Genomic DNA, 25,593 nt, shown 5'->3' on the forward strand with positions numbered 1-25,593 from the left:
ACGCCGTGGATGGTTGGTCCGTTGAAGCTTGTCCAATTTATGGATAGGTCAACAATTAGTTATGGGTTGGTGACTCGTCTGTTTCGGCTCTGTTGCGACCGATCGGGTCGATCCGTAAACCGCGAGCAGGGCGCCGATGAGAGGCACGACCAGCCGTACGCCGCTGCGCACCAGATTCAAGCCGGCGGCCTGCAGCGCGAAATCGAAGAGCACCCACGCACCGACACCGAGGGTGTACGCGGGCACCCGCCGACCGCGGCCCGCATCGACGAATCCTGCGGCCACAGCGAGGCTGGCGGCGTAGTAGTCGTAGGCGCCCGGGTCGATCGACATTCGTACGGCGAGGGCCACGAACGGCACCGCCACCCACCGGCCGCGCCGAACCGCGAGGATTCCGAGCAGGCCGGCGGCGACGAACTGCACCGGACGGTCCCAGGCGGGGGTTCCGGATGCGTGGACGCCGAGGGCGTGCAGACCCGAGCCGACATCGACCGGGATCTGGAAGCTGGTGATCCGGGAGGTGGCGTGATCGGCGAGGAAGAACGGCGCCCAGGGGAGAGCGACCAGGGCGGCACCGAGGGCGGCGAGGGCCGGCCAGAGGCGGCGGGGCGCTCCCACCAGCAGCACCACCATCGGGAGAGCCCAGGGTTTGGCCCCAACCGCCAGGGCGAGCAAAACCGTTGTCCACCAACATTGTTCACGTCGATAGCGAGTCATTGCCAGCGCCACGAAGGTGATCGCGAGGGTGTCGTCAAGGTGGGCGTATTGCACCGCGACGATCGCCCACAGCGGGGCCAACACGGCCACCACCAGCATGATCGCTCTCCGTCCGAGCGTGCCTTCGCCGACGTCGATCAGGCAGGCCAAGCTGACGATGCCGAGAAGGACCATCACCACGGCGGCGACGAATTGGGCGGCGGGGAAGAGGCTGAGGACGGCGGCAACGCCGACCGTGATGGGGCCGAACTGCAGCTCGGGGTGAGCCGCGTAGATGTGGAGCCCGTCGTGTGGTCCGGACTCAAGCAGATCGCTGCCGGCAACGGCGAAGAAGTGCCAGGAATGCCAGCCGTGCCAGGCCGCGGCGATGGCCACGCAGAGGATGGGCCACGCCGTCAGCAGAGCGCGATCACGCAGGTTGAGTCGATCCCAGAAGGCGGTCATCGGTTGGTCACTCCTGGCACTCGACCGGTGCGCCATAGCCCGGTGCCGATCGCGACCGCCCCGACCGCGAACAGGGGCGCTCCCACCACGTCGGCGAGATAGTGAGCGCCAAGCACCAGCCGGGTTGCCGCGACGACGACGACCAGCGCGGCGCCGAGCCAACACGCCAACCGGACCGGGCGCCTGACCAACCACAACGTGGCCACCGTTGCGGCCACGGCCGCTGCGATGAAGGAGGTGTGGCCGCTGGGGAAGCTGTCGCGGGCGGTTTCCAGCACGAGCGGGTGGACCGACATCGGCGGCCGCGGCCGTTCGACCACGGCCTTGCCGATCAGGCTCGACAACCAGCCAACGCTGGTGAGCGCCCCGAAGACGATCGCGATCCGGAAGGAGTGCAGGGCCCACAAAGCGAGGCAGATGATCGCTACCCAGGTCGCTGCCAGCGGCGGACCGAACACGACATCGACGAACCGGGCGAGGTCGGCGAGCGCCGGGAACCGGTCGGCCGCGACTGTCTTGTCGAGCGAAAGTTCACCGGTGGTGCCGGCGCCGAGGGCGGTGACCGTGAACCCCAGGATCAGTCCGAGTGCGATCGACACAGCTCCCCAGATGGCGCCAAGGCGCGGCCACTCGCGGGTCCGAGGCGGCGTGAGGTGGTGGGTGTAATTCGGGGTGGTCGATGTGGACATGGGTCTCCTGGGACGGTATCGGCTACGGTCCCAGCGTGGGCCCGGCGCACTGAGCCGACCCTGAGAGATGCTGGGAACAGCCCGAGAGGATGCACCGTGCGTGTGTTGGTGGTCGAGGACGAACGGGCGATGGCCGAGGCCATCCGCGACGGGCTTCAGGCCGAGGGTTTCGTCGTCGACGTTGCCAATGACGGGGTGACCGGGCAGTTCATGGCGGCCGAATACCCCTACGACGTCATCGTGCTCGACATCATGCTGCCGGGACGCAACGGCTACGACCTGCTGAGCAACCTGCGCGCGGCCGACGTGTGGGTTCCGGCGCTCATGCTCACCGCGAAGGATGGGGAGTACGACCAGACCGACGCCTTCGAAATCGGCGCCGACGACTACCTCACCAAGCCGTTCAGCTTCCCGATCTTGGTTGCCCGCCTGCGCGCCCTCGTACGCCGTGGGGCGCCGGTTCGACCGGTGGCGCTCGCGGTGGGGTCCTTAGAACTCGACCCGGGCCGGGTCGAAGTGACGCGCGACGGGGTACCGATCATGCTGACCGCGCGCGAGTTCGCGCTGCTGCATTTCCTGATGCGCAACCCCGGCCGAGTGTTGTCGAAGAACGAGATCCTGGAGAACGTGTGGGACTCGGCCTATGAGGGCAGCGACAACATCGTCGAGGTCTATGTCGGGTATTTGCGGCGCAAGATCGACCAACCGTTCGGGGTGCGTTCGCTGGAGACGGTTCGCGGGATGGGTTACAAACTGCTCGACTGATCGCGGCGGAGTTGAACTCGGCGAGTCTGCTCGCGACGCAGCGGGAGTGCGACCGCGAAACGGGTCCAGCCCGCCTCGCCATCGACCACCGCAATGCTGCCGCCGTGACGCTCCACCATGGCCCGACTGATCGGCAGCCCGAGGCCGCTGCCTTCGCGTGGGTTCGCGCGAGCGCGGGAGTCGTCAAGTCGTACAAACCGGTTGAAGATCTGTTCGCGATCGGCGGGGGAGATCGGCGGTCCGTCGTTCTCCACCCAGAGCAGCGCGTGATCGCCGTCCTGGCGACACCCGAGCCGGACGGTCGTGGCGGCGTGGCCGCGGGCATTGTCGACGAGGTTTCGCAAGACCTGCGCGATGCGCGGGGCGTCACCCTCGATCCGTACGGCTTCGAACTGCGGCACCACGGTGACCGAGCCGGTCGCCCTCAATCGCGCGACCTCAGCGGCGAAAAGTTCGTCCAGATCGACCTCGCCGTAGGAGAGCGCGAAACCGTGGTCGTCGGTCTTGGCGAGGGTGAGCAGATCGTCCACCAGGCGATGCAGGCGCAGCGTTTCGGACAACAACACCGGCAGCCGACGGCGCATTTCGGCGTCGTCATCGGGCATCGTCTCCAGGGTCACGCGCAGGGTCGCGATCGGGCTGCGCAGTTCATGGGAGGCGTCCGAGACGAAGCGGCGGATGGCCCGATCGGAGGTCTCCAAGCGGTCGAGCATGTGGTTCATCGTCGTGGCGAGCCGGGCCAGTTCGTCCTTCGTGGGCGGAACGGTCACCCGGCGATCGCTGCCTGCTTGCTCGATGCGGTCCACCTCGCGGCGCACGTCGTCGACGGGGCGTAGCGCGGAGCGTACGGCGCGGGAGACGAGGTAGACGAAGCCGGCGAGCAACACGAATCCGGCCGCGGCAAGGATGGCCACCGCGGTGTGCATCGAGTCGCTCGCGGGCTCCAGTGTTGCGGCCACGACGACGCGCACCGGGTCGCCGGTCGTGGTCACCACCAGCTCTGTCGCGACGGAGTATTTGCCCTCGGTCGAGGGTCCGATCGAGTCGTACTTCTGCACGCTCACCTGCCCGGACGGCGCGGTCGGGTGTGGGAACGGACGGGCCGCGTCCGGGTCTGAGTAGGCGATCACCTTTCCCGAGGCGTCGAGGATCTGGATCAGCATTCCTTGCGCCGGCACACCTTCGATCACCTGGGCGATCGACTCGTCGCTGGTGGCGATGGCTGAGGCGACGCGCGCGGTCTGGGCGCGGGAGGCGTCCGTCACCGAGTTGGACAGCACGGTGTGCAAGAGCAGGGCGAACAGCCCGACTCCCAAGGTGGCCACGATCAGTCCGGCCAGCGTGGTGAGGGTCAGCACGCGCTGCCGGATCGACCAGGTCATGGACGTGATCGTACGGACGCAGCGCGGGCGCGGGCGGCGCACCGCTGCAGATGGTCGCGTTCGGCGGTGCTGGTGGCGACGGCGGCAGCCGCGGTGTATTCGCCTGTGGCGCGGTCGAATTCGCCGGAACGTTCGTGCAAATGAGCCGCAACAGCCTCCCATCGCGGCGTCTCGGTGGGAACCTGCGCCAGAGCGGCGAGTCCGACCGCTGGCCCGTCGGCCTCACCGATCGCGACCGCACGATTCAGTCGTACGACCGGGCTGTCCGCGGTGAGGCGGAGCAGCTCGTCATACCAACCGACGATCTGCGGCCAGTCGGTCTCTGCGGGCGTACGCGCGTCGACATGGAGCGCCGCGATCGCGGCTTGAGCCTGGTATTCGCCGAGCTGGTCCCGGGCGAGAGCGGCCTGCAACAAGTCGACGCCCTCGGTGATCTGAGCGGTCAGCCAGAGCGAGCGATCCTGTTCGTTCAGCGGGATGAGGCGACCTTGCCCGTCGGTGCGCGAGGCTCGGCGGGCGTGGTGGATGAGCATCAGCGCGAGCAACCCGTCGACCTCGGGTTCCGCCGTGAGGGCCTGCAGTTGGCGGGTGACTCGAATGGCTTCGGCGGCCAGGTCGAGCTCGCCGCTGTAGCCCTCGTTGAAGATCAGATAGAGGACTCGCAGGACGGTGGCGACGTTGCCGGATCGGTCCAACGATCGGTCGCGCAGCGTTTTCTTCGCGCGGCTGATCCGCTGGGCCATCGTCGCCTCGGGCACCAAATGGGCGCGGGCGATTTGGGCCGTGGTGAGCCCGGCGACCGCGCGCAGGGTGAGGGCGACCGCCGCGGCCGGCGACAGGTCCGGGTGGGCGCAGAGGAAGTAGAGCTGCAATGTGTCGTCGTTGCCAGCCACCGGTTCTGCGGTCGGCTCACTGTCGACCGCTTCTTCCCGCCGACGGCGGGCCTGATCGGAGCGGGCAGCATCAACGACCTTGCGCCACGAGGCGGTGACCAACCAGGCGAACTCATCACGCGGTGGGTTTGTCGCCCAGGTGGCCAGGGCACTGACCAAGGCGTCCTGCACGGCGTCCTCGGCGGTCGCGAAGTCAGCTCCGCGCCGCACGAGGACGCCGATCACTGCGGGGACGATCTCTCGCAGCCTGGTGGCGTCCACGGGATGGATTCCTCGATCCGTCAGTTGCGGTCGTGCTGGTCAGTTCTGCGGTTCGTCGGGGGCCTCGGTCAAGAACGGGCGCACCTCGAGCCACTCGTGGATCGGCCGGCCGCCGGCGCCGGGCGCAGCGGACAGCTCGCCGGCCAGTTCGACTGCTCGATCCCAGGAGCCGACGTCGATGATCATCCAACCCGCGATGAGGTCCTTGGTCTCCGCGAACGGGCCGTCAACGACCGGTGGCTTGCCTTCACCGCCGTACTGCACCCAGGAGCCCGTGGGCGCCAGCGCCTGGCCGTCGACGAACTCACCGCTGCCGGTGAGTTTTTCGGCGAAGTCGTGCATGTAGCCGATGTGAGCATCGACCTCTTCAGGGGTCCAGCGGTCCATCGGAACGTCGTTGCGTCCGGCGGGAGCTCCGCGGTAGTGCTTGAGCAGTAGGTACTTCATGGCCGATCTCCTTGTGTTTCGGACGGCCCGGGTGGCCGCCTCATCTGGGAGACGGAGCCGAGCGGTCGTTCTCGACATCGAGCCGATATTTTTCGAAACTTTCTTTGATCGGTGTGTCGCGAAGATTCGCCCGCGGGCGGATGTTCGAGCATCCAGCCCGTGGCGGTCCCGGGCAGGTGGTCCCGACTTCGTTAGGCTGCGCGGGTGCATTCCGGGCTCAGCGGCTACCTCGTACTCGCCGGAGTCACGGTCGCGGCCGTCCTGCTCTTCTGCGCCGCGATGGTGGCCCGGCGGCTGCTTGCACCCCGCGACCCCTACCCCGCAAAGCTGACGACGTACGAATCCGGCGTCGATCCGACCGGCTCGGGCTGGGCGCAAACCAAGGTTCGATACCTCGGTTATGCCTTCCTCTATCTGGTGTTCGCGATCGACACGGTCTACCTCTTCCCCTGGGCGTTGGTGCTGCGTGATCCGCATCTCGGCCGCACCAGCCTGGCCGAAATGGGTATCTTCGTCGCGGTGCTTGTGGTCGGCCTCGCCCACGTGGCCCGTCGAGGGGCGCTTTCCTGGACAGCGACAACCGACGGAGCCGGCTATGACGACTGACCTGCCGATGCCGCGCGTCGGCGCGGTTCAGACTGCCGCGCCGAAGCCCCTGCGCATCGTGTTGAACTGGGGCCGCCGCTACTCCTTGTGGGTCTTCAACTTCGGGCTGGCCTGCTGCGCCATCGAGTTCATCGCCGCCTCGATGGCCCGCCACGACTTCATCCGACTTGGCGTCATTCCGTTCGCGCCGGGCCCCCGGCAAGCAGACTTGATGGTCGTCAGTGGCACCGTCACCGACAAGATGGCGCCGGCCATCCGCCGCTTGTACGACCAGATGCCCGAGCCGAAATACGTCATCTCCTTCGGTGCCTGTTCCAACTCTGGCGGCCCCTACTGGGACTCCTACTGCGTGACCAAGGGCGTCGACCAGTTGATCCCGGTCGACGTCTACGTGCCCGGTTGCCCGCCTCGGCCGGAGGCACTCTTGCAGGGCATCATGGTTTTGCAGGACCGCATCGCCAGCGAGCGGATCTCGACAAAGTCGTTGCGCGCCAAGCATGCTCGCCCTGCCGACCGCAGTGTGGCGACGGCAGCGCTGCAGCGTCCCAGGGTCGCTCCGCCAGGAGGCGTTGGTGGCTGAATTCGAGATTCCGACCGCGCGCTGCGATCGCCACGAGTGGATCGACCGGGCCACCGCCCTGCGTGCGGAGGGGTTTGACTACTTCGACTTCCTCACCGCAGTCGATCAGGTGGACGACGAACAGGAGCCCGGCTTCGACGTGGTCCTGCACCTGCTGGATGTCACTCCGGGCGCCTACCGCGAGACGCTGCTGATCACCCGGGTGCCCGACGGAGAGCGCCTGCCGAGCCTCACCTGGGTGTGGCCCGGTGCCGCATGGCACGAGCGTGAGACCTTCGAGATGTTCGGCATCGGCTTCGACGGTTTCACCGACCCGACCGCCAGCGGCCTGCGTCCGTTGCTGTTGCCCGACGGCTTCGAGGGCAACCCGTTGCGCAAGTCGTTCGTGCTGGTCGCGCGGGCCACCAAGGCATGGCCCGGTGCCAAGGAACCGGGTGAAGCCGCGAACGCCCACGCCGCGAAGGCTGGTCGTGCCCCGCGACGCAAGTTGCAGCCGCCGGGTGTGCCCGACGAGAGCTGGGGTCCACGGTGATCTGGGCGGAAGTCACGCTGCGTACGATCGCCGTCCTGGCCGCCTTCCTGGTTCTCCCACTGCTGGTTGGCCAAACTGAACACAAGCTGATGGGCCACATGCAGGGCCGGGTCGGCCCGATGTACGCCGGTGGTTTCCACGGCTGGGCCCAACTGGTCGCCGACGGCGTGAAGTTCGTGCAGAAGGAAGACATCGTCCCCTTCGCGGCCGACCGCCGGATGTTCAAGATCGCGCCCGCCCTGGGAATCCTGGCCTACATGCTGGCGCTCGCGGCGGTGCCGCTCGACTCCGACGTGGTGGCCGCGAACATTCCCGCATCGCTGCTATGGGTCATTGCCATCACCGGCGTCGCCACGCTCGGCACCCTGATTGCGGGCTGGGCCAGCGGCAACAAGTATTCGCTGCTCGGTGGCCTGCGCGCCGCCGCGCAGCTCGTGTCGTACGAACTGCCACTCCTGCTTTCCTGTGCCTCGTTCGCGATGGCCGCGGGATCGCTGTCGTTGCTGCAGATCGCCCACGCCTGGACCCCCTGGTGGCTGCTGTGGCAGCTTCCCGGCGCGCTGGTCTTCCTGATCGCTGCGACCGCCGAACTGCAACGGCCGCCGTTCGATATGCCGGTCGCCGACTCGGAGCTGGTGCTGGGGCCGTACACCGAATACACCGGGCTGCGCTTCGCGCTCTTCCTCCTTGCCGAATACGCCGGCATCGTGGTGATGTCTTTGGTCTTCGCCAATCTCTACCTCGGTGGATGGACCGGCCCGGCCGACCACTGGATCGGCTGGGTGTGGACGCTGCTGAAGGGTTTCCTCGTCGCCTGCCTCATCCTGTGGATCCGGGTCGCATGGCCGCGGCTGCGCGAGGACCAACTGCAGCGGCTGGCCTGGCTGTGGCTGGTGCCGATCGCGCTGCTGCAACTGGTGATCACAGCCGTCGGGGTGGTGTACGTCGGATGAATCCGGTTCTGCTGCAAGGAGGTTGCCATGCCTGAAAAGAAGTCACGGTTCGTGCCCGGTCTGCTGTCGGGGATGGCCACGACCGCGCGTACGGCGATGAAGCCCGCCCACACCCAGCACTACCCGGACGAGCAGCCGCACCTCCCACCGCGCAGTCGTGGCGTGATCGCCCTGCAGGCCGACAACTGCACGTCGTGCATGTTGTGTGCCCGGGAATGCCCCGACTGGTGCATTTACATCGACTCTCACAAGGAGTCGGTGCCGCCGGCCACCGAGGGTGGTCGTGCCCGCCAGCAGAACGTGCTCGACCGGTTCGCCATCGACTTCAGCCTCTGCATGTACTGCGGGATCTGTATCGAGGTCTGCCCGTTCGACGCCCTCTTTTGGAGCCCGGAGTTCGAGTACGCCGAGACCGATATCCGCGACTTGTTGCACGAGAAGGACCGGCTGGGGGAGTGGATGGCCACAGTGCCGCCGCCGGTGGCGATCGAACCCGGAGCGATCGAGGTCCAAGCGGACGAGGTCCAGGTCGACGCGCCCGCCGGCGAGGAGGGTGCGTGACCTCTCACGACGTCTTCTTCGCGATCGTCGGCGGCCTGAGCTTGCTCAGCGCGCTCGCGGCCGTGACCAGCAAACGGATCCTGCATGCTGCGATCTGGCTGGTCGCCGCGCTCGGCTGTGTCGCGGGCTGCTACCTGGTGCTGGCAGCCGAGTTCGTCGCCCTGGTCCAACTCGTCGTCTACGTCGGCGCCGTGGTGGTGCTGGTCCTGTTCGCCCTCATGCTCACCCGCTCACCCCTGGGTCGCACCACCGACCACGACACCTCACTGCCGCAGCGGGCGCTCGCCCTGGTGGTCTCGACCGCGACCGCTGCGATGATCGGCGGGGTTCTCATCACGGCCTTCAGCAGCAAGCAGGTTCGGCTGCGACCGGGCACTACCGATGACCTCGCCACCCAAATCTTCGCGACCTGGTCGTGGCCCTTCGAACTACTCTCGCTCTTGCTGCTGATCGCGTTGGTGACCGCAATCGCGTTGTCCCGCCTGCAGTTCCGAGCCGACACCGACGAGCGGGAGGGCGACGCGTGATCCACCTCTGGTTGCCGCTGGCGCTCGCCGCCGGATTGTTCGGCATCGGGATGTACGGCGTGCTGGCCCGCCGCAACGCGGTGCTCGTGGTCGTCGGCGTCGAGTTGATGCTGTCGGCCGCCGGGGTGCTGCTGGTCGCCGTCGGCGCGGCCACCCCAGACACCTACATGGTTGGCCAGACCCTCACCATCTTCCTGATCACCATCGCCGCGGCGGAGATCGCAGTCGCCTTGGGCGCCGTGGTGCTCGCTTTCCGCGCCCGCGGTCACATCGACCTCTCGGCCGCCGCGGAGGACGACGAATGAACCGATTCGACGCCCACACCTTCGCGCTCGACCTGGCGTTGCAGCCCAGTCATCTCGTGGTCGCGCTACCCGCGCTCGGTGCCGTGCTGATCGTGCTTTTCGTACGCCGGTCGAACGCGGCCGCGAGCTTCCTGGCCACCATCGCCGGACTCCTCGGCCTCGTCGCTGCAGCCTGGTTGACCCTGCAGGCCGCGCGCGGCGGCCTGCGAGCCAGCGTGCCCACGATTGGCGCCTTTCCCGGCGACGCCACGATGCGGGTGCCGCTGCGACTGGCGGTCGATCACCTCGGGGTGTTGGTCTGCTGCGCGGTCGCGCTGGTTTCGCTGGTGGTGCAGATCTTCGCCCGTTGGTATCTCTACAACGACCCGCGTTACCCCTCGTTCGCCGCGACGGTCGGCCTGTTCACCGCCGCCATGCAACTGGTGGTGCTGTCCGACGACCTGCTGCTGACGCTGGTCGGCTGGGAGCTCATGGGGTGGTGCTCCTACCTGTTGATCGGCCACGAGTCCGAGCGAGGCAAGGCCCGCCGCGCTGCGCAGAAGGCGTTCCTGGTGACCCGGCTCGCTGATGCGCCGCTGGTCATCGGATTTGTGGTTCTCGCGGTCACCGCTCACACCACTCGGATCAGCAGCCTGCTGACCTTCTGGGCCGCCCACCCGACCCACTCCTTGGTGTTGGCGCTGCTCTGTGTCGTCTGCGGTGTCGCCGGAAAGTCGGCGTTGGTGCCGTTCCAAGACTGGCTGCCCGACGCGATGGAAGGCCCCACGCCAGCGTCGGCGTTGATCCACGCCGCCACGATGGTCGCCGCCGGCACCTACCTCGTTGCCCGACTCCACCCGCTGTTCGACGTAACCCAGTTCCCGCTGCAGGTCTTGGCGGTCCTGGCCGGAATCACGACCGTCGTCGCCGCCCTGACCGCATTCCTGCAACACGACCTGAAGAAGCTGCTCGCCTGGTCGACGGTGTCGCAGATGGGCCTGATGCTGACCGGGTTCGCCGGACTTCCCCGCGGCACCCACCCCGACATCGTCGTCACCCACCTGCTGGCCCACGCTGGATTCAAGGCGTTGCTGTTCCTGATGATCGGCTGGCTGGCCGTGTTGGTCGGCGGAACGATCGTCGAGCGGATGTCCGGCGCCCTGGAGACCCACCGCTCGACCCGTCGTTACGTCGGGATCGGCCTGCTGGCCCTGGCCGGGGTGCCTCCGTTGTTCGGATTCGTCTCCAAAGACCTGATGATCGACGAGGTCCTGCGCGGCACGGCCGACGGCCAATTCTCCTCGTACGTCGCTACTGGCGCACTGCTGATCGTGGTGCCCCTGACCGCGGCCTACTCGATGCGCGCCTGGCTGATCCTCACCCACCGGACCGTCCTGCAGCGACACCAGGAGATGGACCTCATCGACGATTCCCGCACGATCGAGGACGTCGATCTGCTGGACATGCTGGTTGAAACCGAGCAGGTCGACGAGCACGGCAGGCCCCTGGACGACGAGCCGGAACCTGACTTCGAACCGGACGACCAGATCGTGCCGCGACCGCACTATTCCGCCCGCCTCGGCCTCGCGCTGCTCGCCCTGGCCAGTGTGGTTGGCGGAGCGCTGGTGTTGACTCCGTGGATCAGCGTCGACTACAAACACGCCAACTTCTGGATCATCGGATCGGGCCTGCTGGCAATGATCGCGGCTGGAGTGCTGGTGCGAGCCCTCGCCATCGGGACCACCTTCGGTGATCCCGCCGCCCGCTTTCCCAAGGGGCTGCGGTCCTTCGCTTCACGCGGGGGAGACGTCGATCGGGTTTACACCGCTGTCGTGACCCGGCCCGTTGAGGCATTGGCCCGTCTCGCGGCAGGGGCCGATGCAGCCCTTGAACGCGGCGTACGCTCCCTGCCGGAGCTGACCGGTCGTCTCGCCACGGCCGGTGGTCGGGTGCAGAACGGTGCGCCGTCGCGCGGCATCGTCGCGGTCGCGGCCGGCGTCATGATTCTCGGGCTGCTGGGGGTCACGCTGTCGTGATCCTCGCCCTGCCGCTGCTGCCCCTGGTCGTCGGCTTCGCGCTGATCGGCGCCGCCCGGCTGCCGCGCGCGCTCTCGTTCACCAACGCTTTCCTGATCGGCCTCGTCGGAATGCTCGGCACCGCCGGGCTGCTGGCTTACACCCTCGTTCGGCCCGACACCCTCGATCGCGCCTGGATCCCATCGCTCGGCCTGCGGTTGTCGCTTGGCACCGATCGGCTCTCCACGCCGCTGGTGATCCTGACCGTGCTGATCGGGTTGCTCGCGGTCCTGCACTCCTGGGTGGAGCGCCCGCGCGAGTCGGCGGCGACCTATCTGGGCTGCCTCCTGGTCGTCACCGGCGGTGCAGTCCTGACGTTCCTTGCCCGCGACGCGGTGCTCTTCTTCGTCGCGTTCGAGATCGTGCTCATCCCGATGTGGGTATTGATCAGCGTCTTCGGTGACCATCATGATCCGGCGGCGACCCGACGCGCTGGCCTCACGTTCGTGCTCTACACCGTCGCCGGTTCAATCCTGATGTTGGCGGGGATTCTGGCGCTGCAGCACCTCAGCGGCTCCACCGACCTGCGGTTCTGGGGTCACGGACTGGCCATCGGCACCCACACCCAGACCGTCGTCGCGGCCCTGCTGCTGATCGGTCTGGCGGTGAAGGTGCCGTTGTGGCCACTGCACAGTTGGCTGCCCGGCGCCCACACCGCCGCCCCCACCGGCGGCTCGATGCTGCTGGCAGCCGTGCTGCTGAAAATGGGCACGTACGGCGTCATTCGCCTGGTCGTTGCCCCGTTGCACGACGGGTTCCGCACCCTCGCGCCGGTGCTCGGCGCCCTGGCCGTTATCGGGATCATCTGGGCCGGCTTGGTCTGCCTGGCCGAGACCGGCCTCAAGCGGATCATCGCGTTCTCATCGGTGGCCCACATGGGTGTCGTCATGCTCGCGCTCGCCTCGGGAACGACCATCGGGCTGCGGGCCGCCATGTTCGGCAACCTCTCCCATGGCCTGATCTCCGCGCTGCTGTTCGTGGTGGCTGGTGGGCTGAAGCGCCGCTGGGACGGCGACAACATCGACGAACTGCGCGAACCCGTACGCGACGTCAGCCCGCGCCTTGGTTTCGCCCTGATGATCGGTCTCGCGGCATCCCTGGGGTTGCCGGCACTCGCCGGTTTTTGGCCGGAGGTGCTGACCCTGTTCGGTACCTGGGCCAACCCGCACCACCCGCGCTTCTTTCACGCTCTGGCCGTCATCGCGGCGGTCGGCGCGGTACTCGGCGCCGCCTATAGCCTCCGCATTGCGCGCTCGGTCTGGGCCGGGCGTCCTGACCGACCCGAGCCGATCCGAGTCGAGCCGGCACCCTGGGGCGACGCGGTCGGCCTCGAGCTGGTGGTCTGCGGTGTCCTGGTCGCGGCGATCGTGGTGCTCGGCGTGTGGCCGACGGGATTGCTCGACTACCTCGAGCCGGCGGTCCGCTCGATCCTGGGAGGCACCCGATGAACATTGTCGTCCGCTGGGGCCCGCTGCTCCCGGTCGTCATTCCGGCCGTCGCTGCTGTGCTGGTGCTGCTGATCGACGCGTTCGTCCCGCGCCGTCGCCCCCCACACTGGGTCGTTGCTCTGGTCGCTCTGCTGGGCGCCGTCATCAGTTGTGTCCCGGCCCTCACCCGCGCCTTCGATGACCCGGCCACCTCGCTCTGTGTGCCGGCTGGCACCTGCTTCTACGTCGTCGACAACGTCGGTGCAGGTCTGCAGGTGACCGCGCTGGGCGCGGCGCTGGTGGTCGCAGTGATGGCTGCGCCCGTACGAACCCCGCGAACGCTGAGCGCCGTGCAGACTTCCGCGCTGCTGACCGTCGCCGCTGGCGCAGCAGGCGTGATCGCCGCGCGTGACCTCGCCTCGTGGCTGGTGCTGTTGGAATTGGCGACCCTGCCGACGGTTGCCTTGGCCGCCTTCCACACCCATCGGCGGGCTGCCGATGGCGCGTTGAACCTGCTGATCACCTCGTTGCTCTCCTTCGCGGTCACCGCGATGGGAGTCGCGCTCTGGTTCGCGGCAACGGGTGCTGCGACCTTCGACACCGGCTCAGTGCTGTCCCCCGGCGGAGACCCCCACTTGCGGAGGGTGCTCGCGGTCGCGGTGATGCTGATTGCGGCCGGTGTCGGCTTCAAGATTTCGCTGGTGCCGTTCCACGCCTGGACCCCGCAGACCTATGCGCGTTCCTCCATCCCGATCGCCGCGTTGCTGGCGACCGTGTCGAAGGTGGCCGCGGTCGGTGCCCTGCTGGCGGTCGTACGATCGCTGGCCGGCCTCAGCGGGGGCGTCCTGGTCGCGTTCGGGGTGATCGCCGCGGTCTCGATGACCCTCGGAAACGTGATGGCCCTTCGCGAGACCAACACTCTGCGCTTCCTCGGATGGTCGTCGGTCTCCCAAGGCGGATGGATCGTGTTGCCGATCGCGGCAAACTCGACTCGTTCGGTCCACGCGGCAGCGGCCTACACGGTGATCTACGTCGTCGCGAGCCTCGCGATCTTCGCCGCCCTCACCGCTGCAGCGCACACCGTGGGCCGCTCGGCAGTCACGACCTTCGACCGGCTGGCCGGATTCGGTCGGCGTCGCCCACTAGCCGCAGTGGCGCTCGGCCTTGGTCTGTTGACCCTGGCCGGCCTGCCGCCGGCGATCAACGGTGCCGTCGCCAAAATCGTTGCCCTGCAACCGACCACCGAGTCGCGGCAGTGGTGGCTGGTCGTGGTGGCCGCGCTCAACGCGATGCTTGGGGTCGCGGTCTATCTGCGCTGGATTTTGCAGATCTACCGCACCAGCCCGGCGAACAGCGCCGACACCGGCGAACGTTCGCACGGCCTCCACCTGTTGCTGGTGACCGTCGGCACCCTCGCTCTGGTCGTCGTCAGTCTCGACCCGCAACTGCTGCTGGGCCTGCTGGACTGAACAGCCAGGGCGCAGCGGCCCTAGACTGCTGCATCGTGCATCTGTTCGACGACAAAACCCAGGCCCTCAGCGACGCTATCGCGGCCTACGCGACCGAGCGACTCGCCCTCGATCCGGTCCCTTTGGACCGCACCGCGACCCCCGCCGAGCTCACTGAGCTCGTCGGGCAGACGATCACCGCCCAAGGGTTGGGCGGCCTTCCCGCGTTCGATCTGTTCACCCAGAAGCTTGCGGTGAACTGTCTGTCGATCGACCACCCGCGCTACCTGTCCTTCATCCCCTGCGCGCCGACGCGCGAAGCCGCGATGTTCGATCTCGTGGTCGGGGCTTCTTCGATCTACGGCGGCTCCTGGCTCGAGGGTTCGGGTGCGGTCTATGCCGAGAACCAAGCACTCGGGTGGATCGCCGGGATGGTTGGACTGCCAGAGTCCGCCGGCGGTTCGTTCGTGCAGGGCGGCACCATCGGCAATCTCTCGGCGCTCGTCGCGGCGCGCGAAACCGTACGGGCCAAGACCGGCAAGCGTCCGTTCCGGATCGCGGCCACCGTCGGCTCGCACTCCTCGATCGCGACCGCCTGCAAGGTGATGGACGCCGAACTGGTGCAGGTGCCGGTCGAGGACTGGCGACTGACCGGACCGAATCTGCGCGCCGCGCTGCTCGAACACGGGCCCGACACCTTCTTCGCGGTCGTGGCGACGGCCGGGACCACCAACTTCGGCATCATCGACGACATCGCCTCGGTGGCCGACGTCTGCGCGGAGTTCGGCATCTGGCTCCACGTCGACGGCGCGTACGGCGGTGCCGGTCTGGCGGCGCCCAGCATCCGGGAGAACTACGCCGGGATCGAACGGTGCGATTCGTTCATCGTCGACCCCCACAAGTGGCTGTTCGCACCGTTCGACTGCTGCGCGTTGCTCTACCGCGACCCGGTGCTGGGCCGTGCCGCCCACACCCAGCACGCGTCGTACCTCGACGTTCTGACCGACTCCTCGGACTGGAACCCCTCGGACTTCTCGGTGGGACTGACCCGACGCGCCCGCGGCCTGCCGTTCTGGTTCTCCCTGGCGGTCAACGGAACCGACGCCTACACCGCAGCGGTCGAGCAGACCCTGTCGATCGCGCGGTTCTCCGAAGACGAGATCCGGCGCCGGCCCTATCTGGAACTGGTCCGCGATGGCCAGTTGAGTGTGGTCGTCTTCCGACGCCTGGGATGGGCACCGGCCGACTACCAGCGGTGGTCTGACGAGTTGCTGGCCCGCGAAGAAGGCTTCGTGGTGCCGACCTCGCATGACGGCGAGACTCTCGCTCGATTCGCGATCGTCAACCCGCGCACCAGCAAGGAAGACATCCTCGCGATTCTCGACTCCATGGCCGACTGACTCATCGCGTCACTAGGCTCGCTGCACGGAGAATAAGAAGCGGAGAAGAAGGGGCGGGGCGAAGAGGAGTGGCGAGGATGAGCGGTTCGGGCGTGGTGTTTCCGGTCAGCAACACCGACCGGATGGCCGATGGCGAAGAGTTGCGGCGCAGCTCGGCCGCCTTCGGCCGTGGCGTGATCAGTGACGCGTTGGAGTCGGTGGATCCGGTGGGGTCCGAGGCGGTCCTGCGCGACACCGGGTGGCGACGCGACTACCACCGCCACTTTCGCCGGTTGGTCGAGGCATCCGCTGCGGATTCGCAGGCCGCCGTCCGGGTCGCCCGCGCCGGTCTGAGCGCGGCGAACGATCGGATGCGCTGGCTGCCCGAGCCGGCAAGCCACGACCTGGATCTTGCGCAGGCGTTCGGCAACGCTGACCCGTTGGGATCCGAGCGGGTCGTTGGCCAAGGGGAGCGTGAAGAGCGGCTCTCGTTGCCCTACAAAGGAACTCGGCTCGAGGGATCCGCCCTGCTCGCGCGGCTGGACGAATGGGTCACCGGCGGCATCATTGAACCTGGGGTGCGCGACGCCGTCGCGGCGGTGCTCGACAACCCGCAGTGGCTCGATCTACGCGGCCGCGCCTTCGCGGTGTTGGGCGCAGGCGCCGAGATGGGGCCGCAGCGCTCGTTGTTGCGTTGGGGTGCCGAGGTGATCGCGGTCGATCTGCCCCGGCCGGCCCTCTGGCGCTCCCTGATCGACCAGATGCCGCAGTCGGCGGGGTCGTTGATCGTGCCGACCACGGCCGGGCCGGGTGACCTGGCCGACCGCGCGGGCGCGGACCTGTTGCACGACCTGGGCCGCGTGGGCCAGTTCTTGGAGTCGATCCAGGGCCCGATGGTGCTCGGCAACTATGTCTACGCCGACGGCGGAACCAACCTTCGCCTGTCAGTGGCCACCGACACTTTGGCGCTGCGGCTGCTGCCGCGCGGCGACGTCAGCCTGGCCTATCTCGCCACACCGACCGACACCTTCGTGGTGCCGCCGGAGGCGGTGGCCCATGCCAACGCGGCGCTCGACCGTGCTTTCCTGCGGCGGGCCCGCGGACCGCTACGGGCGATGTCGCGTGGCAAGCTGTTGCAGCGGCAATACCCACCTGCGGAGGCTGCCGGGATCAGCGACAGCGTGGTTATTCAGCAGGGGCCCAACTATCTGCTCGCGAAGCGACTGCACCGCTGGCGGGCAGCCGTGGCCGCGACCGACGGCCACCTGGTGTCGATGAACATCGCCCCGCCGACCCGAACGAAGTCGGTCACCAAGAACCGCGCCCTCGCCGCGGCCTACGCGGGCGCCCACCGGTTCGGCATCGAGGTCTTCGAGCCCGAAACCTCAAACACGTTGATGGCCGCGCTGCTCATCCATGACCTCAACACCGGTGGCTTCGGTGCCCACGGCGACGTGTGGCGGGCCGAAGCGGCCGGCGCGGCGCACGGCGGGCTCTGGCGCACCCCGTACGACCCCCGCTCAGCGCTCGGGATCGCCGCGATGTTGGGGGTTGCCGGCGCATTCTGAGCAGTTTTGGCGGGGGAGTGAGACCCACTGTTCACATTCGTCACATGACACGCACGCCAAATGACAACCGTGTCATTCACCTCGTAGTATCGGTCGGGCACCACCCGGAACGTCCAGGCCAACTGCAGGAGGAATCCATGAGCGCTGCCGAACAGGCTTCGACCGTGTCGGTCGGACTGTCCGAGCGGGATCTGCGCATCCTGGAACTTGAGCGCAACTGGTTCAAGATGCCCGGCTCCAAGGAAGACGCAATCCGCGAGCAGCTCGGGATGAGTTCGACCGCCTACTACCAGGCCTTGAACGCGCTTATCGACACCGAAGGCGCGCTCGAACACGACGCCCTGCTCGTCAAGCGGCTGCGCCGGCTGCGGGCCGGTCGCATGCGCCAGCGCAACGCGCGCCGACTAGGATTCGACGACTAGTTCAGACGCCGCCGGTGAGCAACACGCCACCGTCGATGGTCAGCGTCTGACCGGTCATCCAGGCCGCGTCGTCCGAGGCGAGGAACGCGACCACGGAGCCGATGTCCTCCGGCTCGCCAAGACGCTTGAGCGGGTAGGCCGCGGCCACCTTCTCCTCGCGTCCCGCATAGAGCGCTTCGGCGAACTTCGTCTTCACCACGGCGGGCGCGACGGCGTTGACCCGGACCTTCGGGCCGAGCTCGACCGCGAGCTCCTCGGTCAGGTGAATGACCGCCGCCTTGCTGACGCCGTACATCGCAATGCCGGGGGCGGGCCGCAGGCCAGCCACTGAGGCGATGTTGACGATCGACCCGCCGTTGTCCTTCATCCACTCGGCGTGGACGAGCTTGACCCACTCCAGCGCGGCAATGACATTGACCTCGAAGATCTTGCGCGAGGCCTCCGGCGCGACGTCCAACAGACCGCCGTAAACCGGGTTGATGCCGGTGTTGTTGACCAGAATGTCGAGGCTGCCATGGGTGTCGATGGCATGCCGGACGACCTGCTCGCGGTGCGCGGGATCGTCGGTCTTCCCGGCAACGTACGACGCCTGCTCGCCGATGCTGGCGACAGCCTCCTTCAGCGCGTCCTCGCCGCGGGCGGTGATGACGACGTTTGCACCCTCGGCGGCCAATCGCTGGGCGACGGCGAGGCCGATTCCGCGGCTGGCCCCGGTGACAATTGCGGTCTTACCTGAAAGTCGGTTCATGTTTGCCATCATGGCGGACAGGGATTCGTGTTCGACACCCGTCCACCCAAGGAGAGTCATGACTGACGCCCGTCCCGACGCCCGAGGCGCCCTGACCTGGCGGCCGCTCGCCGACGCCCCTGGCCTCGTTGCCCCGCCGGTCGCCGCGGCTGGGGTCGACGGGCTCCTCGTCGCCTCGATCGATGAGACGCTCGCCGACACCGCCGCCTTCTGTGCGGCCTACGGCGTCGATCTGGCCGTGTCAGCGAACTGCGTTGTGGTGCAGGGGCGCCGCGGCGAGGTGACAACGACCGCAGCCATCGTGGTGCTGGCCACCGACCGAGCCGACGTGAACAAGGTCGTTCGCAAGCACCTCGACGTCCGCAAGATCAGCTTTGCCGACCAGGCCGCCACCGAAGCCGACGCCGGGATGACGTCGGGCGGGATCACTCCGATTGGGCTGCCCGGCGACTGGCCGATCTTGGTCGACTCCGCGGTCGCCGCGGCGCCGGAGTTGGTGATCGGGGGAGGCGCCCGCGGCGCCAAACTGCTGGTCTCCGGTGCCACCTTGGCAGCGCTCCCGAACGCCCAGGTTCTTGACTTGACGCTGCCGTCGGAGTGAGCGAACCCGCCGAACTGCTCTCAGCGAGCCAAACCTGTCCGATCGCACCTGCTGGATGCGCAAGGCGATCGGTTGGTCGCCGCGCGCGGCGTTGCGACTGATCGACCGCTGAGACGTTTGCACTCTCCGCCCTAGAGTGCCAATAATGGCGTTAGCACTCTCATGTGCAGAGTGACAGACAATGTGGTCGTACGACGAGGGTCGCGCGCGCGGACGACGTAGGTCCGCGGCCGGTGGGACCCGTCCGTCGCGGGCGTCGGACGACCAACTCGCTACGCAATGTGTGGGAGGAACCACCACATGGCAAAGATGATTGCATTCGATGAAGAGGCACGCCGCGGTCTCGAGCGGGGAATGAACATTCTCGCCGACGCCGTTCGCGTCACGCTCGGCCCGAAGGGCCGCAACGTCGTTCTGGAGAAGAAGTGGGGCGCCCCCACGATCACCAACGACGGTGTCTCCATCGCCAAGGAGATCGAGCTCGAGGACCCGTACGAGAAGATCGGCGCGGAACTCGTCAAGGAAGTTGCCAAGAAGACCGACGATGTTGCCGGTGACGGCACCACCACCGCCACCGTCTTGGCTCAGGCCATGGTGCGCGAGGGTCTGCGCAACGTTGCCGCGGGTGCGAACCCGATGGCGCTGAAGCGCGGCATCGAGGCGGCCGTTGCTGCCGTCTCGGCGACGCTGCTCGACCACGCCAAGGAGATCGAGACCAAGGAGCAGATTGCTGCTACCGCGTCCATCTCCGCCGCTGACCCGCAGATCGGCGAGCTCATCGCTGAGGCGATGGACAAGGTCGGCAAGGAAGGCGTCATCACCGTCGAGGAGAGCAACACCTTCGGTCTCGAGCTGGAGCTCACCGAGGGCATGCGCTTCGACAAGGGCTACATCTCGGGCTACTTCGTGACCGACACCGAGCGGATGGAGACCGTCCTCGACGACCCCTACATCCTGGTCGTCAACTCCAAGATCTCCTCGATCAAGGACCTCCTGCCGCTGCTGGAGAAGGTCATGGGCTCCGGCAAGCCGCTGGTCATCATCGCCGAAGACGTCGACGGCGAAGCCCTCTCGACCCTGGTCGTCAACAAGCTGAAGGGCACCTTCCGCTCCGTCGCCGTCAAGGCGCCGGGCTTCGGTGACCGTCGCAAGGCCATGCTCGGTGACATCGCCATCCTCACCGGTGGCCAGGTCATCTCCGAGGAGGTCGGCCTCAAGCTGGAGACCACCGAACTCGACATGCTCGGCCGGGCCCGCAAGGTCGTTGTCACCAAGGACGAGACCACCATCGTCGAGGGAACCGGCGACGCCGACCAGATCGCCGGTCGGGTCAGCCAGATCCGCGCCGAGATCGAGAACAGCGACTCCGACTACGACCGCGAGAAGCTGCAGGAGCGCCTGGCCAAGCTGGCCGGAGGCGTTGCGGTCATCAAGGCGGGCGCGGCCACCGAGGTCGAGCTCAAGGAGCGCAAGCACCGCATCGAGGACGCCGTTCGCAACGCGAAGGCTGCCGTCGAAGAGGGCATCGTCGCTGGCGGTGGCGTCGCCCTGCTGCAGGCCAGCAAGGACGCTTTCGCCACCCTCTCCCTGGAAGGTGACGAGGCCACCGGCGCGAACATCGTCAAGGTCGCTTCCGAGGCTCCGTTGAAGCAGATCGCCCTCAACGCCGGCCTCGAGCCCGGCGTCGTGGTCGAGAAGGTTCGCAACCTGACCCCGGGTCACGGCCTGAACGCGGCCACCGGCGAATACGTCGACATGGTTGCCTCCGGCATCATCGACCCCGCCAAGGTGACCCGTTCGGCACTGCAGAACGCGGCGTCCATCGCGGCGCTGTTCCTCACCACCGAGGCCGTTATCGCCGACAAGCCGGAGAAGTCGGCCCCGGCCGCTCCGGGTGGCGACGAGATGGGTGGCATGGGCTTCTAGTCCTCATTGCCGCTCCCTCGCGGTTGGAACCCCTCGGCGCTTGCGCCGGGGGGTTCCATGCGTTCGGTGGCGTGCGCCTTGCGCGCAGTGGGAGTCCCTGCAGCGCACTCGCGACGTTTGGCCTCAGCGCGCCCCGAGCGCAGCCCAGTTGTTTCCCCCATGAGCGCGAAGACACGCCGCGGAACTCGCCGGTGCGGTCGAATCGACCCTCAATCCTACCGGCCGGTAATAAGCTGGTGGTCGCCGCGCCCGCGGCCCTGACAAGGAGAACGATGGACCAGCGAAGCGACGCGACCTACCCGCACCTGCTCTCACCGCTGACCATCGGCTCGGTGACTTTGCCGAACCGGGTGGTCATGGGCTCGATGCACACCGGCATGGAGGATCGCGCCAAGCATGCCGATGAATGGGCGGCCTACTTCGCCGAGCGAGCTCGCGGGGGCGTTGCGCTGATGATCACCGGTGGCACCGCTCCGAACCGGCAGGGCTGGCTGCTGCCGTTCGGGTCGTCGCTGGCGCGCAAGGGCCAACTGGCCCACCACCGAAAGGTCACCGACGCGGTGCACGAGGCGGGCGGAAAGATCGCCTTGCAGATTCTGCACGCCGGTCGCTACGGCTACCACCCGCTGATCCGGTCCGCGACGACGACCAAGTCGCCGATTTCACCGTTCAAGGCACACCGGCTGACCAGCTTCGAGGTGCAGCGCACCGTGCGTGATTTCGCCCGTACGGCGCAGTTGGCCCAGGCGGCCGGCTACGACGGCGTCGAGATCATGGGCTCCGAGGGCTACCTGATCAACCAGTTCCTCGCCGAGCCCACCAACAACCGCACCGACAAATGGGGTGGCAGCGCGAGCAACCGGATGCGGTTCCCCGAGGAGATCGTGCGGCAGACCCGCGACCGGGTCGGCGCAGACTTCCTGGTGATCTATCGCCAGTCGCTGCTCGACCTGGTGAAGGGCGGACAAGACTGGGACGAGACGGTGGAGTTGGCTGGCCGTATCGAGCAAGCTGGCGCATCGGTGATTAACACCGGTATTGGCTGGCACGAAGCCCGCATCCCGACCATCGTGACCTCGGTGCCTCGGGCCGCCTTTGCCGGCGTCACCGGTGCGCTCAAGGCCGAGGTCGGCATCCCGGTCATGGCCTCCAACCGGATCAACGACCCCGAGGTCGCCGAGCAGATCCTCGACGCCGGCCACGCTGACCTCATCTCGATGGCGCGTCCGCTGCTGGCCGACCCCGAGTTCGTGAACAAGGCTCGCGAGGGCCGCGCTGACGAGATCAACACCTGTATTGCCTGCAACCAGGCGTGTCTTGACCACACCTTCGAAAACAAGCGCGCCAGCTGCCTGGTGAATCCGCGCGCCGGCCGCGAGACCACGCTGAACTTGCTCCCGGTTCCGCCGCAGCGCCGCCAGACGGTGGCCGTTGTCGGGGCGGGCCCGGCCGGTTTGGCGGCTGCCGTTTCCTGCGCCGAGCGGGGCCACCAGGTGACCCTTTTCGAGGCGCGGGACGAGCTCGGTGGTCAGTTCCGATTGGCCATGCAGGTTCCCGGCAAGGAGGAGTTTGCGCAGACGCTGCGCTTCTACACCCGCCGGCTCGAGGTGCTGGGCGTCACTGTTCGGACCGGTGTGCGGGTCGACGACGAGCAGCTGGCCGACTTCGACCACGTGGTGGTCGCGACCGGAGTCGCCCCGCGGCGCCCGGAGATTGACGGCATCGACCACCACAAGGTGGTGATGTACGACGAACTGCTGCGCGGCGAGCGCTCTGCCGGTCATTCGGTGGCGGTCATCGGTGCCGGTGGCATCGGTTTCGACGTCAGCGAGTTCCTGCTGCACGACGCCGGCGAGAGTCTCGAACACTGGCAGCGTCGGTGGGGCGTCACCGATCCGAAGCTGCAGCGCGCCGGCCTGGGGGAGAAGGAAACCGAGGCACCGCGGCGACAGGTCTTCCTGCTCCAGCGCAAGCCGGCCCCGTTGGGCAAGGGCCTGGGCAAGACCACCGGATGGGTGCACCGGCAGACGCTGAAGGATGCCCAGGTGTCGATGATCGGCGGCGTGTCCTATGACCGAATCGACGACGAGGGCCTGCACCTGAGCATCACTGACGCCGACGGAGCCGTCACCAGTCGCACTCTTGATGTCGACACCGTCGTCGTCTGCGCCGGCCAGGAGTCGGTGCGGGAACTGGTCCGCACCGGCGACCCCCGACGTACGGTCATCGGGGGCGCCGATGTCGCGGCCGAACTCGACGCCAAGCGGGCCATCCTGCAGGCCACCGAGGTGGCAGCCGCGCTCTGAACCGTCAAGCTCCGGTGAACGAGGTCTTCACGTTCGTCTCGGTGATGGAGTAGGCCGAACTCGCCTTCCCGAGCGCGAGGCCGATCTCCTCCAGGGTGCCTTTCACCTTCTTCTGGGTCGTCGTCCAGTCGGTGTGCAGTTGGGTGTATTGACCCGCGGCCGCGCCGGTCCACACGCCCTGCAAAGCCTCGAGTTTGCGTTGCATCGTGTCCATCGAGGTCTGGATCTGGGTCGCGATCGTCTTCACGTCGGTGGCGTGGCGCGAGATCGCGGCGGCATCGACGGTGTACTTGCCGTCTGTCGGCATGGTCGTCCTCCCTGTTTTGCCCGCCCCGCTGGCAGGCGTTGAAGGGGACCGTACGCCGATCCGGGAAGCGACCCGGAAAGTTATCCACAGGCGTGCGCCGCGATCGCCACTGACTGAGGGCCAAGCCAGCAGGTCGGCATAAAAGAACCACGGGACGGTGGCTTTCGCCACCGCCCCGTGGTGCGGCGCCCTGGACCCGTCACAAGCCAGGGCACCTACCCCGTCGGGGCGCCGGTCGGAGGAAGGGGAGGAGTGACCGGCGCGCCCTGTCCACCGAGCTAGCTCGCCTTGCCGAGCTGCACGGTGAGTTTTGATTCCTTCCCATCACGGATGATGGTCACGACGACCTTGTCGCCGACAGTCTTGGCGCGCACGTAGCCCACCAAGGAATCGGACGACACGACCTGGTTGTCGTCGACCGCGATGATCGCGTCGTTCTTTTTGAGGCCGGCTGCGGATGCGGCGGTGTTCGACTGCACCTCATCGACCGTGGCCGCAGTCTCCGTCGCGTCGCCGACCTTCACCGAGGCGGTGCGAACCTTCACCCCGAGCTGGGCATGGGTCACGGACCCCTTGCTGATCAGCTGGTCGGTGATCGACTTGACGACGGACACAGGGATAGCAAAACCGATCCCAATGTTTCCCGACTGGGTGGAACCTGAGGAATTGCCGACAGCGGCGATCGAGGAGTTGATCCCGATGAGTTGGCCGGACACGTTCACCAAGGCGCCCCCGGAGTTGCCCGGGTTGATGGCGGCACTGGTCTGGATCGCGTTGGTGGTGACCGGGGAAGCCGATGAGGAGCTCTCCGAGCCGCTGGTGGTCACCGGCCGGTTGAGCGCGCTGATGATGCCGGTCGTGACGGTGCCGGACAGCCCGAGCGGGTTGCCGACGGCCATCACCGGTTGACCGACCACCAGGGTGGCGGCCTCAGCCATCGAGATCGGTTTGAGCCCGGCCGGGGGGTTCTCCAGTCGGATGACTGCGAGGTCGGTGGCCGGATCGGTGCCGACCACCTTCGCTTTGTAGGTCAGGTTGTCGGTCAGGGTGACGGTGATCTGACCGCCGCTCCCGGCCGCGCTCGCGACGTGGTTGTTGGTGGCGATGTTGCCCTTGGTGTCGAGCACCACCCCGGATCCCTCACCGCCGGTCGACCCGCTGGTGACGGAGATGGAGACGACGCTCTCGGTGACCTTCGAGGCGGTCGAGGTCCAGTTGGTGCCGCTGCCGTCCTTGTAGTCCGCCGGGTTAGCGGCCACCACCTTGGTGGTGGTGCTGCTGCCACCGGCGGCGTTGTGGTCGGCCAGCGCGTAGGTCGTGCCGCTGGCGAGCGCCGCAGCGAGGAGGGCCGCGACGGGAACCGCGATCCATGGGGCGCCCTTGCGCGAGCGGTTCTGCACGGCGGTCGATCCGTACGGCGCTGCCGACGGGTCGCCGTACGCCGGTGTCGCCCATACCGGTTGCGGCTGCGGGGCGGCCTCGCGTGCGGGCTGGGGTGCGTGCTGGCCGTATTCCGGTCGGGGGCGCTGCGGCAACGGCTGCTGCTGGCCGGCGTTCGCGAACGGTCCTGCTCCCGCAGACGGGCCGGGCGCCCCGAAGGACGGCTGCTGGCCGGTCGCGTCAACCGGTGGGATCGGTCCGGTGATGTCGTCGTTCCGGTCTGGGTGCTCGTTGCTCATGTGTCTCCTCCTGGTGACCTCGGCCGCCTTTGAGTCAAGGTGTGCGCCGTGAGCGCGGGCTGGCCC

General features: G+C 67.6%; 25 protein-coding genes. 17 read left to right on the forward strand and 8 right to left on the reverse strand.

Features of this window, described 5'->3' with window-relative positions; genetic code table 11:
- Window positions 1-48: 48 nt before the first annotated feature.
- Both ACYU98_RS13795 and ACYU98_RS13800 read right to left on the reverse strand, forming a co-directional pair.
- Window positions 49-1,161: a hypothetical protein gene (locus ACYU98_RS13795; RefSeq protein ID WP_460468787.1), complete on the reverse strand. Its 1,113-nt coding sequence runs from the start codon at window positions 1,159-1,161 to the stop codon at window positions 49-51.
- A complete protein-coding gene (locus tag ACYU98_RS13800; protein ID WP_460468788.1) occupies window positions 1,158-1,850 on the reverse strand; it encodes a phosphatase PAP2 family protein in 693 nt (230 codons plus the stop codon). Before ACYU98_RS13800 ends, ACYU98_RS13795 begins: the two co-directional genes overlap by 4 nt.
- Window positions 1,851-1,946: 96 nt before the next feature.
- On the opposite strand from ACYU98_RS13800, the gene ACYU98_RS13805 reads away from it, so the two are divergent.
- A complete protein-coding gene (locus tag ACYU98_RS13805) occupies window positions 1,947-2,615 on the forward strand; it encodes a response regulator transcription factor (protein ID WP_460468789.1) in 669 nt (222 codons plus the stop codon).
- Here ACYU98_RS13805 and ACYU98_RS13810 read toward each other — a convergent pair.
- The 3 genes from ACYU98_RS13810 to ACYU98_RS13820 are packed head-to-tail and all read right to left on the reverse strand — an operon-like array spanning window position 2,597 to window position 5,598.
- On the reverse strand, window positions 2,597-3,997 hold the full coding sequence (locus tag ACYU98_RS13810) for a sensor histidine kinase (RefSeq protein WP_460468790.1): 1,401 nt from the start codon (window positions 3,995-3,997) through the stop codon (window positions 2,597-2,599). The two genes, ACYU98_RS13805 and ACYU98_RS13810, sit on opposite strands and share 19 nt — an antisense overlap.
- A complete protein-coding gene (locus tag ACYU98_RS13815) occupies window positions 3,994-5,151 on the reverse strand; it encodes an RNA polymerase sigma factor (RefSeq protein WP_460468791.1) in 1,158 nt (385 codons plus the stop codon). The genes ACYU98_RS13810 and ACYU98_RS13815 overlap by 4 nt, the downstream gene beginning before the upstream one ends.
- Window positions 5,152-5,190: 39 nt before the next feature.
- Window positions 5,191-5,598 (reverse strand): YciI family protein, encoded by a 408-nt coding sequence (locus ACYU98_RS13820; protein WP_460468792.1) that lies wholly within the window; start codon window positions 5,596-5,598, stop codon window positions 5,191-5,193.
- 204 nt (window positions 5,599-5,802) lie between these two features.
- On the opposite strand from ACYU98_RS13820, the gene ACYU98_RS13825 reads away from it, so the two are divergent.
- From ACYU98_RS13825 to ACYU98_RS13885, 13 genes are all read left to right on the forward strand, one after another.
- A complete protein-coding gene (locus ACYU98_RS13825; protein ID WP_460468793.1) occupies window positions 5,803-6,204 on the forward strand; it encodes an NADH-quinone oxidoreductase subunit A in 402 nt (133 codons plus the stop codon).
- The gene (locus tag ACYU98_RS13830) at window positions 6,194-6,784 is read left to right on the forward strand and encodes an NADH-quinone oxidoreductase subunit B (RefSeq protein WP_460468794.1); all 591 of its coding nucleotides are present in this window, start codon (window positions 6,194-6,196) and stop codon (window positions 6,782-6,784) included. The genes ACYU98_RS13825 and ACYU98_RS13830 overlap by 11 nt, the downstream gene beginning before the upstream one ends.
- On the forward strand, window positions 6,777-7,316 hold the full coding sequence (locus ACYU98_RS13835) for an NADH-quinone oxidoreductase subunit C (RefSeq protein ID WP_460468795.1): 540 nt from the start codon (window positions 6,777-6,779) through the stop codon (window positions 7,314-7,316). Before ACYU98_RS13830 ends, ACYU98_RS13835 begins: the two co-directional genes overlap by 8 nt.
- Window positions 7,313-8,269: an NADH-quinone oxidoreductase subunit NuoH gene (gene nuoH / locus ACYU98_RS13840; RefSeq protein ID WP_460468796.1), complete on the forward strand. Its 957-nt coding sequence runs from the start codon at window positions 7,313-7,315 to the stop codon at window positions 8,267-8,269. Before ACYU98_RS13835 ends, nuoH begins: the two co-directional genes overlap by 4 nt.
- Window positions 8,270-8,296: 27 nt before the next feature.
- Complete coding sequence (locus tag ACYU98_RS13845) at window positions 8,297-8,830, forward strand: NuoI/complex I 23 kDa subunit family protein (RefSeq protein ID WP_460468797.1); 534 nt, start codon at window positions 8,297-8,299, stop codon at window positions 8,828-8,830.
- Window positions 8,827-9,357, forward strand: coding sequence for an NADH-quinone oxidoreductase subunit J family protein (locus ACYU98_RS13850; RefSeq protein ID WP_460468798.1), 531 nt, complete (start codon window positions 8,827-8,829; stop codon window positions 9,355-9,357). Before ACYU98_RS13845 ends, ACYU98_RS13850 begins: the two co-directional genes overlap by 4 nt.
- Complete coding sequence (gene nuoK, locus ACYU98_RS13855) at window positions 9,354-9,662, forward strand: NADH-quinone oxidoreductase subunit NuoK (RefSeq protein ID WP_460468799.1); 309 nt, start codon at window positions 9,354-9,356, stop codon at window positions 9,660-9,662. Before ACYU98_RS13850 ends, nuoK begins: the two co-directional genes overlap by 4 nt.
- Window positions 9,659-11,677 (forward strand): NADH-quinone oxidoreductase subunit 5 family protein, encoded by a 2,019-nt coding sequence (locus ACYU98_RS13860; protein WP_460468800.1) that lies wholly within the window; start codon window positions 9,659-9,661, stop codon window positions 11,675-11,677. The genes nuoK and ACYU98_RS13860 overlap by 4 nt, the downstream gene beginning before the upstream one ends.
- On the forward strand, window positions 11,674-13,164 hold the full coding sequence (locus ACYU98_RS13865; protein ID WP_460468801.1) for a complex I subunit 4 family protein: 1,491 nt from the start codon (window positions 11,674-11,676) through the stop codon (window positions 13,162-13,164). The genes ACYU98_RS13860 and ACYU98_RS13865 overlap by 4 nt, the downstream gene beginning before the upstream one ends.
- Window positions 13,161-14,612 (forward strand): NADH-quinone oxidoreductase subunit N, encoded by a 1,452-nt coding sequence (locus ACYU98_RS13870; RefSeq protein WP_460468802.1) that lies wholly within the window; start codon window positions 13,161-13,163, stop codon window positions 14,610-14,612. The genes ACYU98_RS13865 and ACYU98_RS13870 overlap by 4 nt, the downstream gene beginning before the upstream one ends.
- A gap of 35 nt (window positions 14,613-14,647) precedes the next feature.
- Window positions 14,648-15,991, forward strand: coding sequence for a pyridoxal phosphate-dependent decarboxylase family protein (locus ACYU98_RS13875; protein ID WP_460468803.1), 1,344 nt, complete (start codon window positions 14,648-14,650; stop codon window positions 15,989-15,991).
- A 77-nt stretch (window positions 15,992-16,068) separates the two neighbouring features.
- Window positions 16,069-17,538, forward strand: a complete 1,470-nt coding sequence (locus ACYU98_RS13880) for a hypothetical protein (RefSeq protein WP_460468804.1) — start codon at window positions 16,069-16,071, stop codon at window positions 17,536-17,538.
- A gap of 137 nt (window positions 17,539-17,675) precedes the next feature.
- Window positions 17,676-17,960: a DUF3263 domain-containing protein gene (locus ACYU98_RS13885; RefSeq protein WP_460468805.1), complete on the forward strand. Its 285-nt coding sequence runs from the start codon at window positions 17,676-17,678 to the stop codon at window positions 17,958-17,960.
- Window position 17,961: 1 nt separating this feature from the next.
- Here the strand turns inward: ACYU98_RS13885 and ACYU98_RS13890 are convergent, their stop codons facing one another.
- Window positions 17,962-18,708 carry an SDR family oxidoreductase gene (locus ACYU98_RS13890; RefSeq protein ID WP_460468806.1) on the reverse strand — a complete coding sequence of 249 codons (747 nt, stop codon included), beginning with the start codon at window positions 18,706-18,708 and terminating at the stop codon, window positions 17,962-17,964.
- 58 nt (window positions 18,709-18,766) lie between these two features.
- On the opposite strand from ACYU98_RS13890, the gene ACYU98_RS13895 reads away from it, so the two are divergent.
- The 3 genes from ACYU98_RS13895 (at window position 18,767) to ACYU98_RS13905 (ending at window position 23,541) form a co-directional block, all read left to right on the forward strand.
- Window positions 18,767-19,309: a YbaK/EbsC family protein gene (locus ACYU98_RS13895; protein WP_460468807.1), complete on the forward strand. Its 543-nt coding sequence runs from the start codon at window positions 18,767-18,769 to the stop codon at window positions 19,307-19,309.
- 300 nt (window positions 19,310-19,609) lie between these two features.
- The gene (gene groL / locus ACYU98_RS13900) at window positions 19,610-21,235 is read left to right on the forward strand and encodes a chaperonin GroEL (RefSeq protein ID WP_460468808.1); all 1,626 of its coding nucleotides are present in this window, start codon (window positions 19,610-19,612) and stop codon (window positions 21,233-21,235) included.
- 272 nt (window positions 21,236-21,507) lie between these two features.
- Entirely contained in the window at window positions 21,508-23,541 is a 2,034-nt protein-coding gene (locus ACYU98_RS13905) for an FAD-dependent oxidoreductase (protein ID WP_460468809.1), read from the forward strand.
- 4 nt (window positions 23,542-23,545) lie between these two features.
- Here the strand turns inward: ACYU98_RS13905 and ACYU98_RS13910 are convergent, their stop codons facing one another.
- Window positions 23,546-23,848: a WXG100 family type VII secretion target gene (locus ACYU98_RS13910; RefSeq protein WP_460468810.1), complete on the reverse strand. Its 303-nt coding sequence runs from the start codon at window positions 23,846-23,848 to the stop codon at window positions 23,546-23,548.
- A 278-nt stretch (window positions 23,849-24,126) separates the two neighbouring features.
- Window positions 24,127-25,527 (reverse strand): S1C family serine protease, encoded by a 1,401-nt coding sequence (locus tag ACYU98_RS13915; RefSeq protein ID WP_460468811.1) that lies wholly within the window; start codon window positions 25,525-25,527, stop codon window positions 24,127-24,129.
- Window positions 25,528-25,593 lie beyond the last annotated feature (66 nt).

It is taken from the genome of Calidifontibacter terrae, assembly GCF_054778835.1.

What these genes read in the sequence shown, in the direction of transcription:
- ACYU98_RS13795 (WP_460468787.1), bottom strand. Translation starts at nt 1,161, where the DNA reads ATGACCGCCTTCTGGGATCGACTCAACCTGCGTGATCGCGCTCTGCTG.
- ACYU98_RS13800 (WP_460468788.1), bottom strand. Translation starts at nt 1,850, where the DNA reads ATGTCCACATCGACCACCCCGAATTACACCCACCACCTCACGCCGCCT.
- ACYU98_RS13810 (WP_460468790.1), bottom strand. Translation starts at nt 3,997, where the DNA reads ATGACCTGGTCGATCCGGCAGCGCGTGCTGACCCTCACCACGCTGGCC.
- ACYU98_RS13820 (WP_460468792.1), bottom strand. Translation starts at nt 5,598, where the DNA reads ATGAAGTACCTACTGCTCAAGCACTACCGCGGAGCTCCCGCCGGACGC.
- ACYU98_RS13830 (WP_460468794.1), top strand. Translation starts at nt 6,194, where the DNA reads ATGACGACTGACCTGCCGATGCCGCGCGTCGGCGCGGTTCAGACTGCC.
- ACYU98_RS13845 (WP_460468797.1), top strand. Translation starts at nt 8,297, where the DNA reads ATGCCTGAAAAGAAGTCACGGTTCGTGCCCGGTCTGCTGTCGGGGATG.
- ACYU98_RS13860 (WP_460468800.1), top strand. Translation starts at nt 9,659, where the DNA reads ATGAACCGATTCGACGCCCACACCTTCGCGCTCGACCTGGCGTTGCAG.
- ACYU98_RS13870 (WP_460468802.1), top strand. Translation starts at nt 13,161, where the DNA reads ATGAACATTGTCGTCCGCTGGGGCCCGCTGCTCCCGGTCGTCATTCCG.
- ACYU98_RS13880 (WP_460468804.1), top strand. Translation starts at nt 16,069, where the DNA reads ATGAGCGGTTCGGGCGTGGTGTTTCCGGTCAGCAACACCGACCGGATG.
- ACYU98_RS13885 (WP_460468805.1), top strand. Translation starts at nt 17,676, where the DNA reads ATGAGCGCTGCCGAACAGGCTTCGACCGTGTCGGTCGGACTGTCCGAG.
- ACYU98_RS13890 (WP_460468806.1), bottom strand. Translation starts at nt 18,708, where the DNA reads ATGAACCGACTTTCAGGTAAGACCGCAATTGTCACCGGGGCCAGCCGC.
- ACYU98_RS13895 (WP_460468807.1), top strand. Translation starts at nt 18,767, where the DNA reads ATGACTGACGCCCGTCCCGACGCCCGAGGCGCCCTGACCTGGCGGCCG.
- groL (WP_460468808.1), top strand. Translation starts at nt 19,610, where the DNA reads ATGGCAAAGATGATTGCATTCGATGAAGAGGCACGCCGCGGTCTCGAG.
- ACYU98_RS13905 (WP_460468809.1), top strand. Translation starts at nt 21,508, where the DNA reads ATGGACCAGCGAAGCGACGCGACCTACCCGCACCTGCTCTCACCGCTG.
- ACYU98_RS13910 (WP_460468810.1), bottom strand. Translation starts at nt 23,848, where the DNA reads ATGCCGACAGACGGCAAGTACACCGTCGATGCCGCCGCGATCTCGCGC.
- ACYU98_RS13915 (WP_460468811.1), bottom strand. Translation starts at nt 25,527, where the DNA reads ATGAGCAACGAGCACCCAGACCGGAACGACGACATCACCGGACCGATC.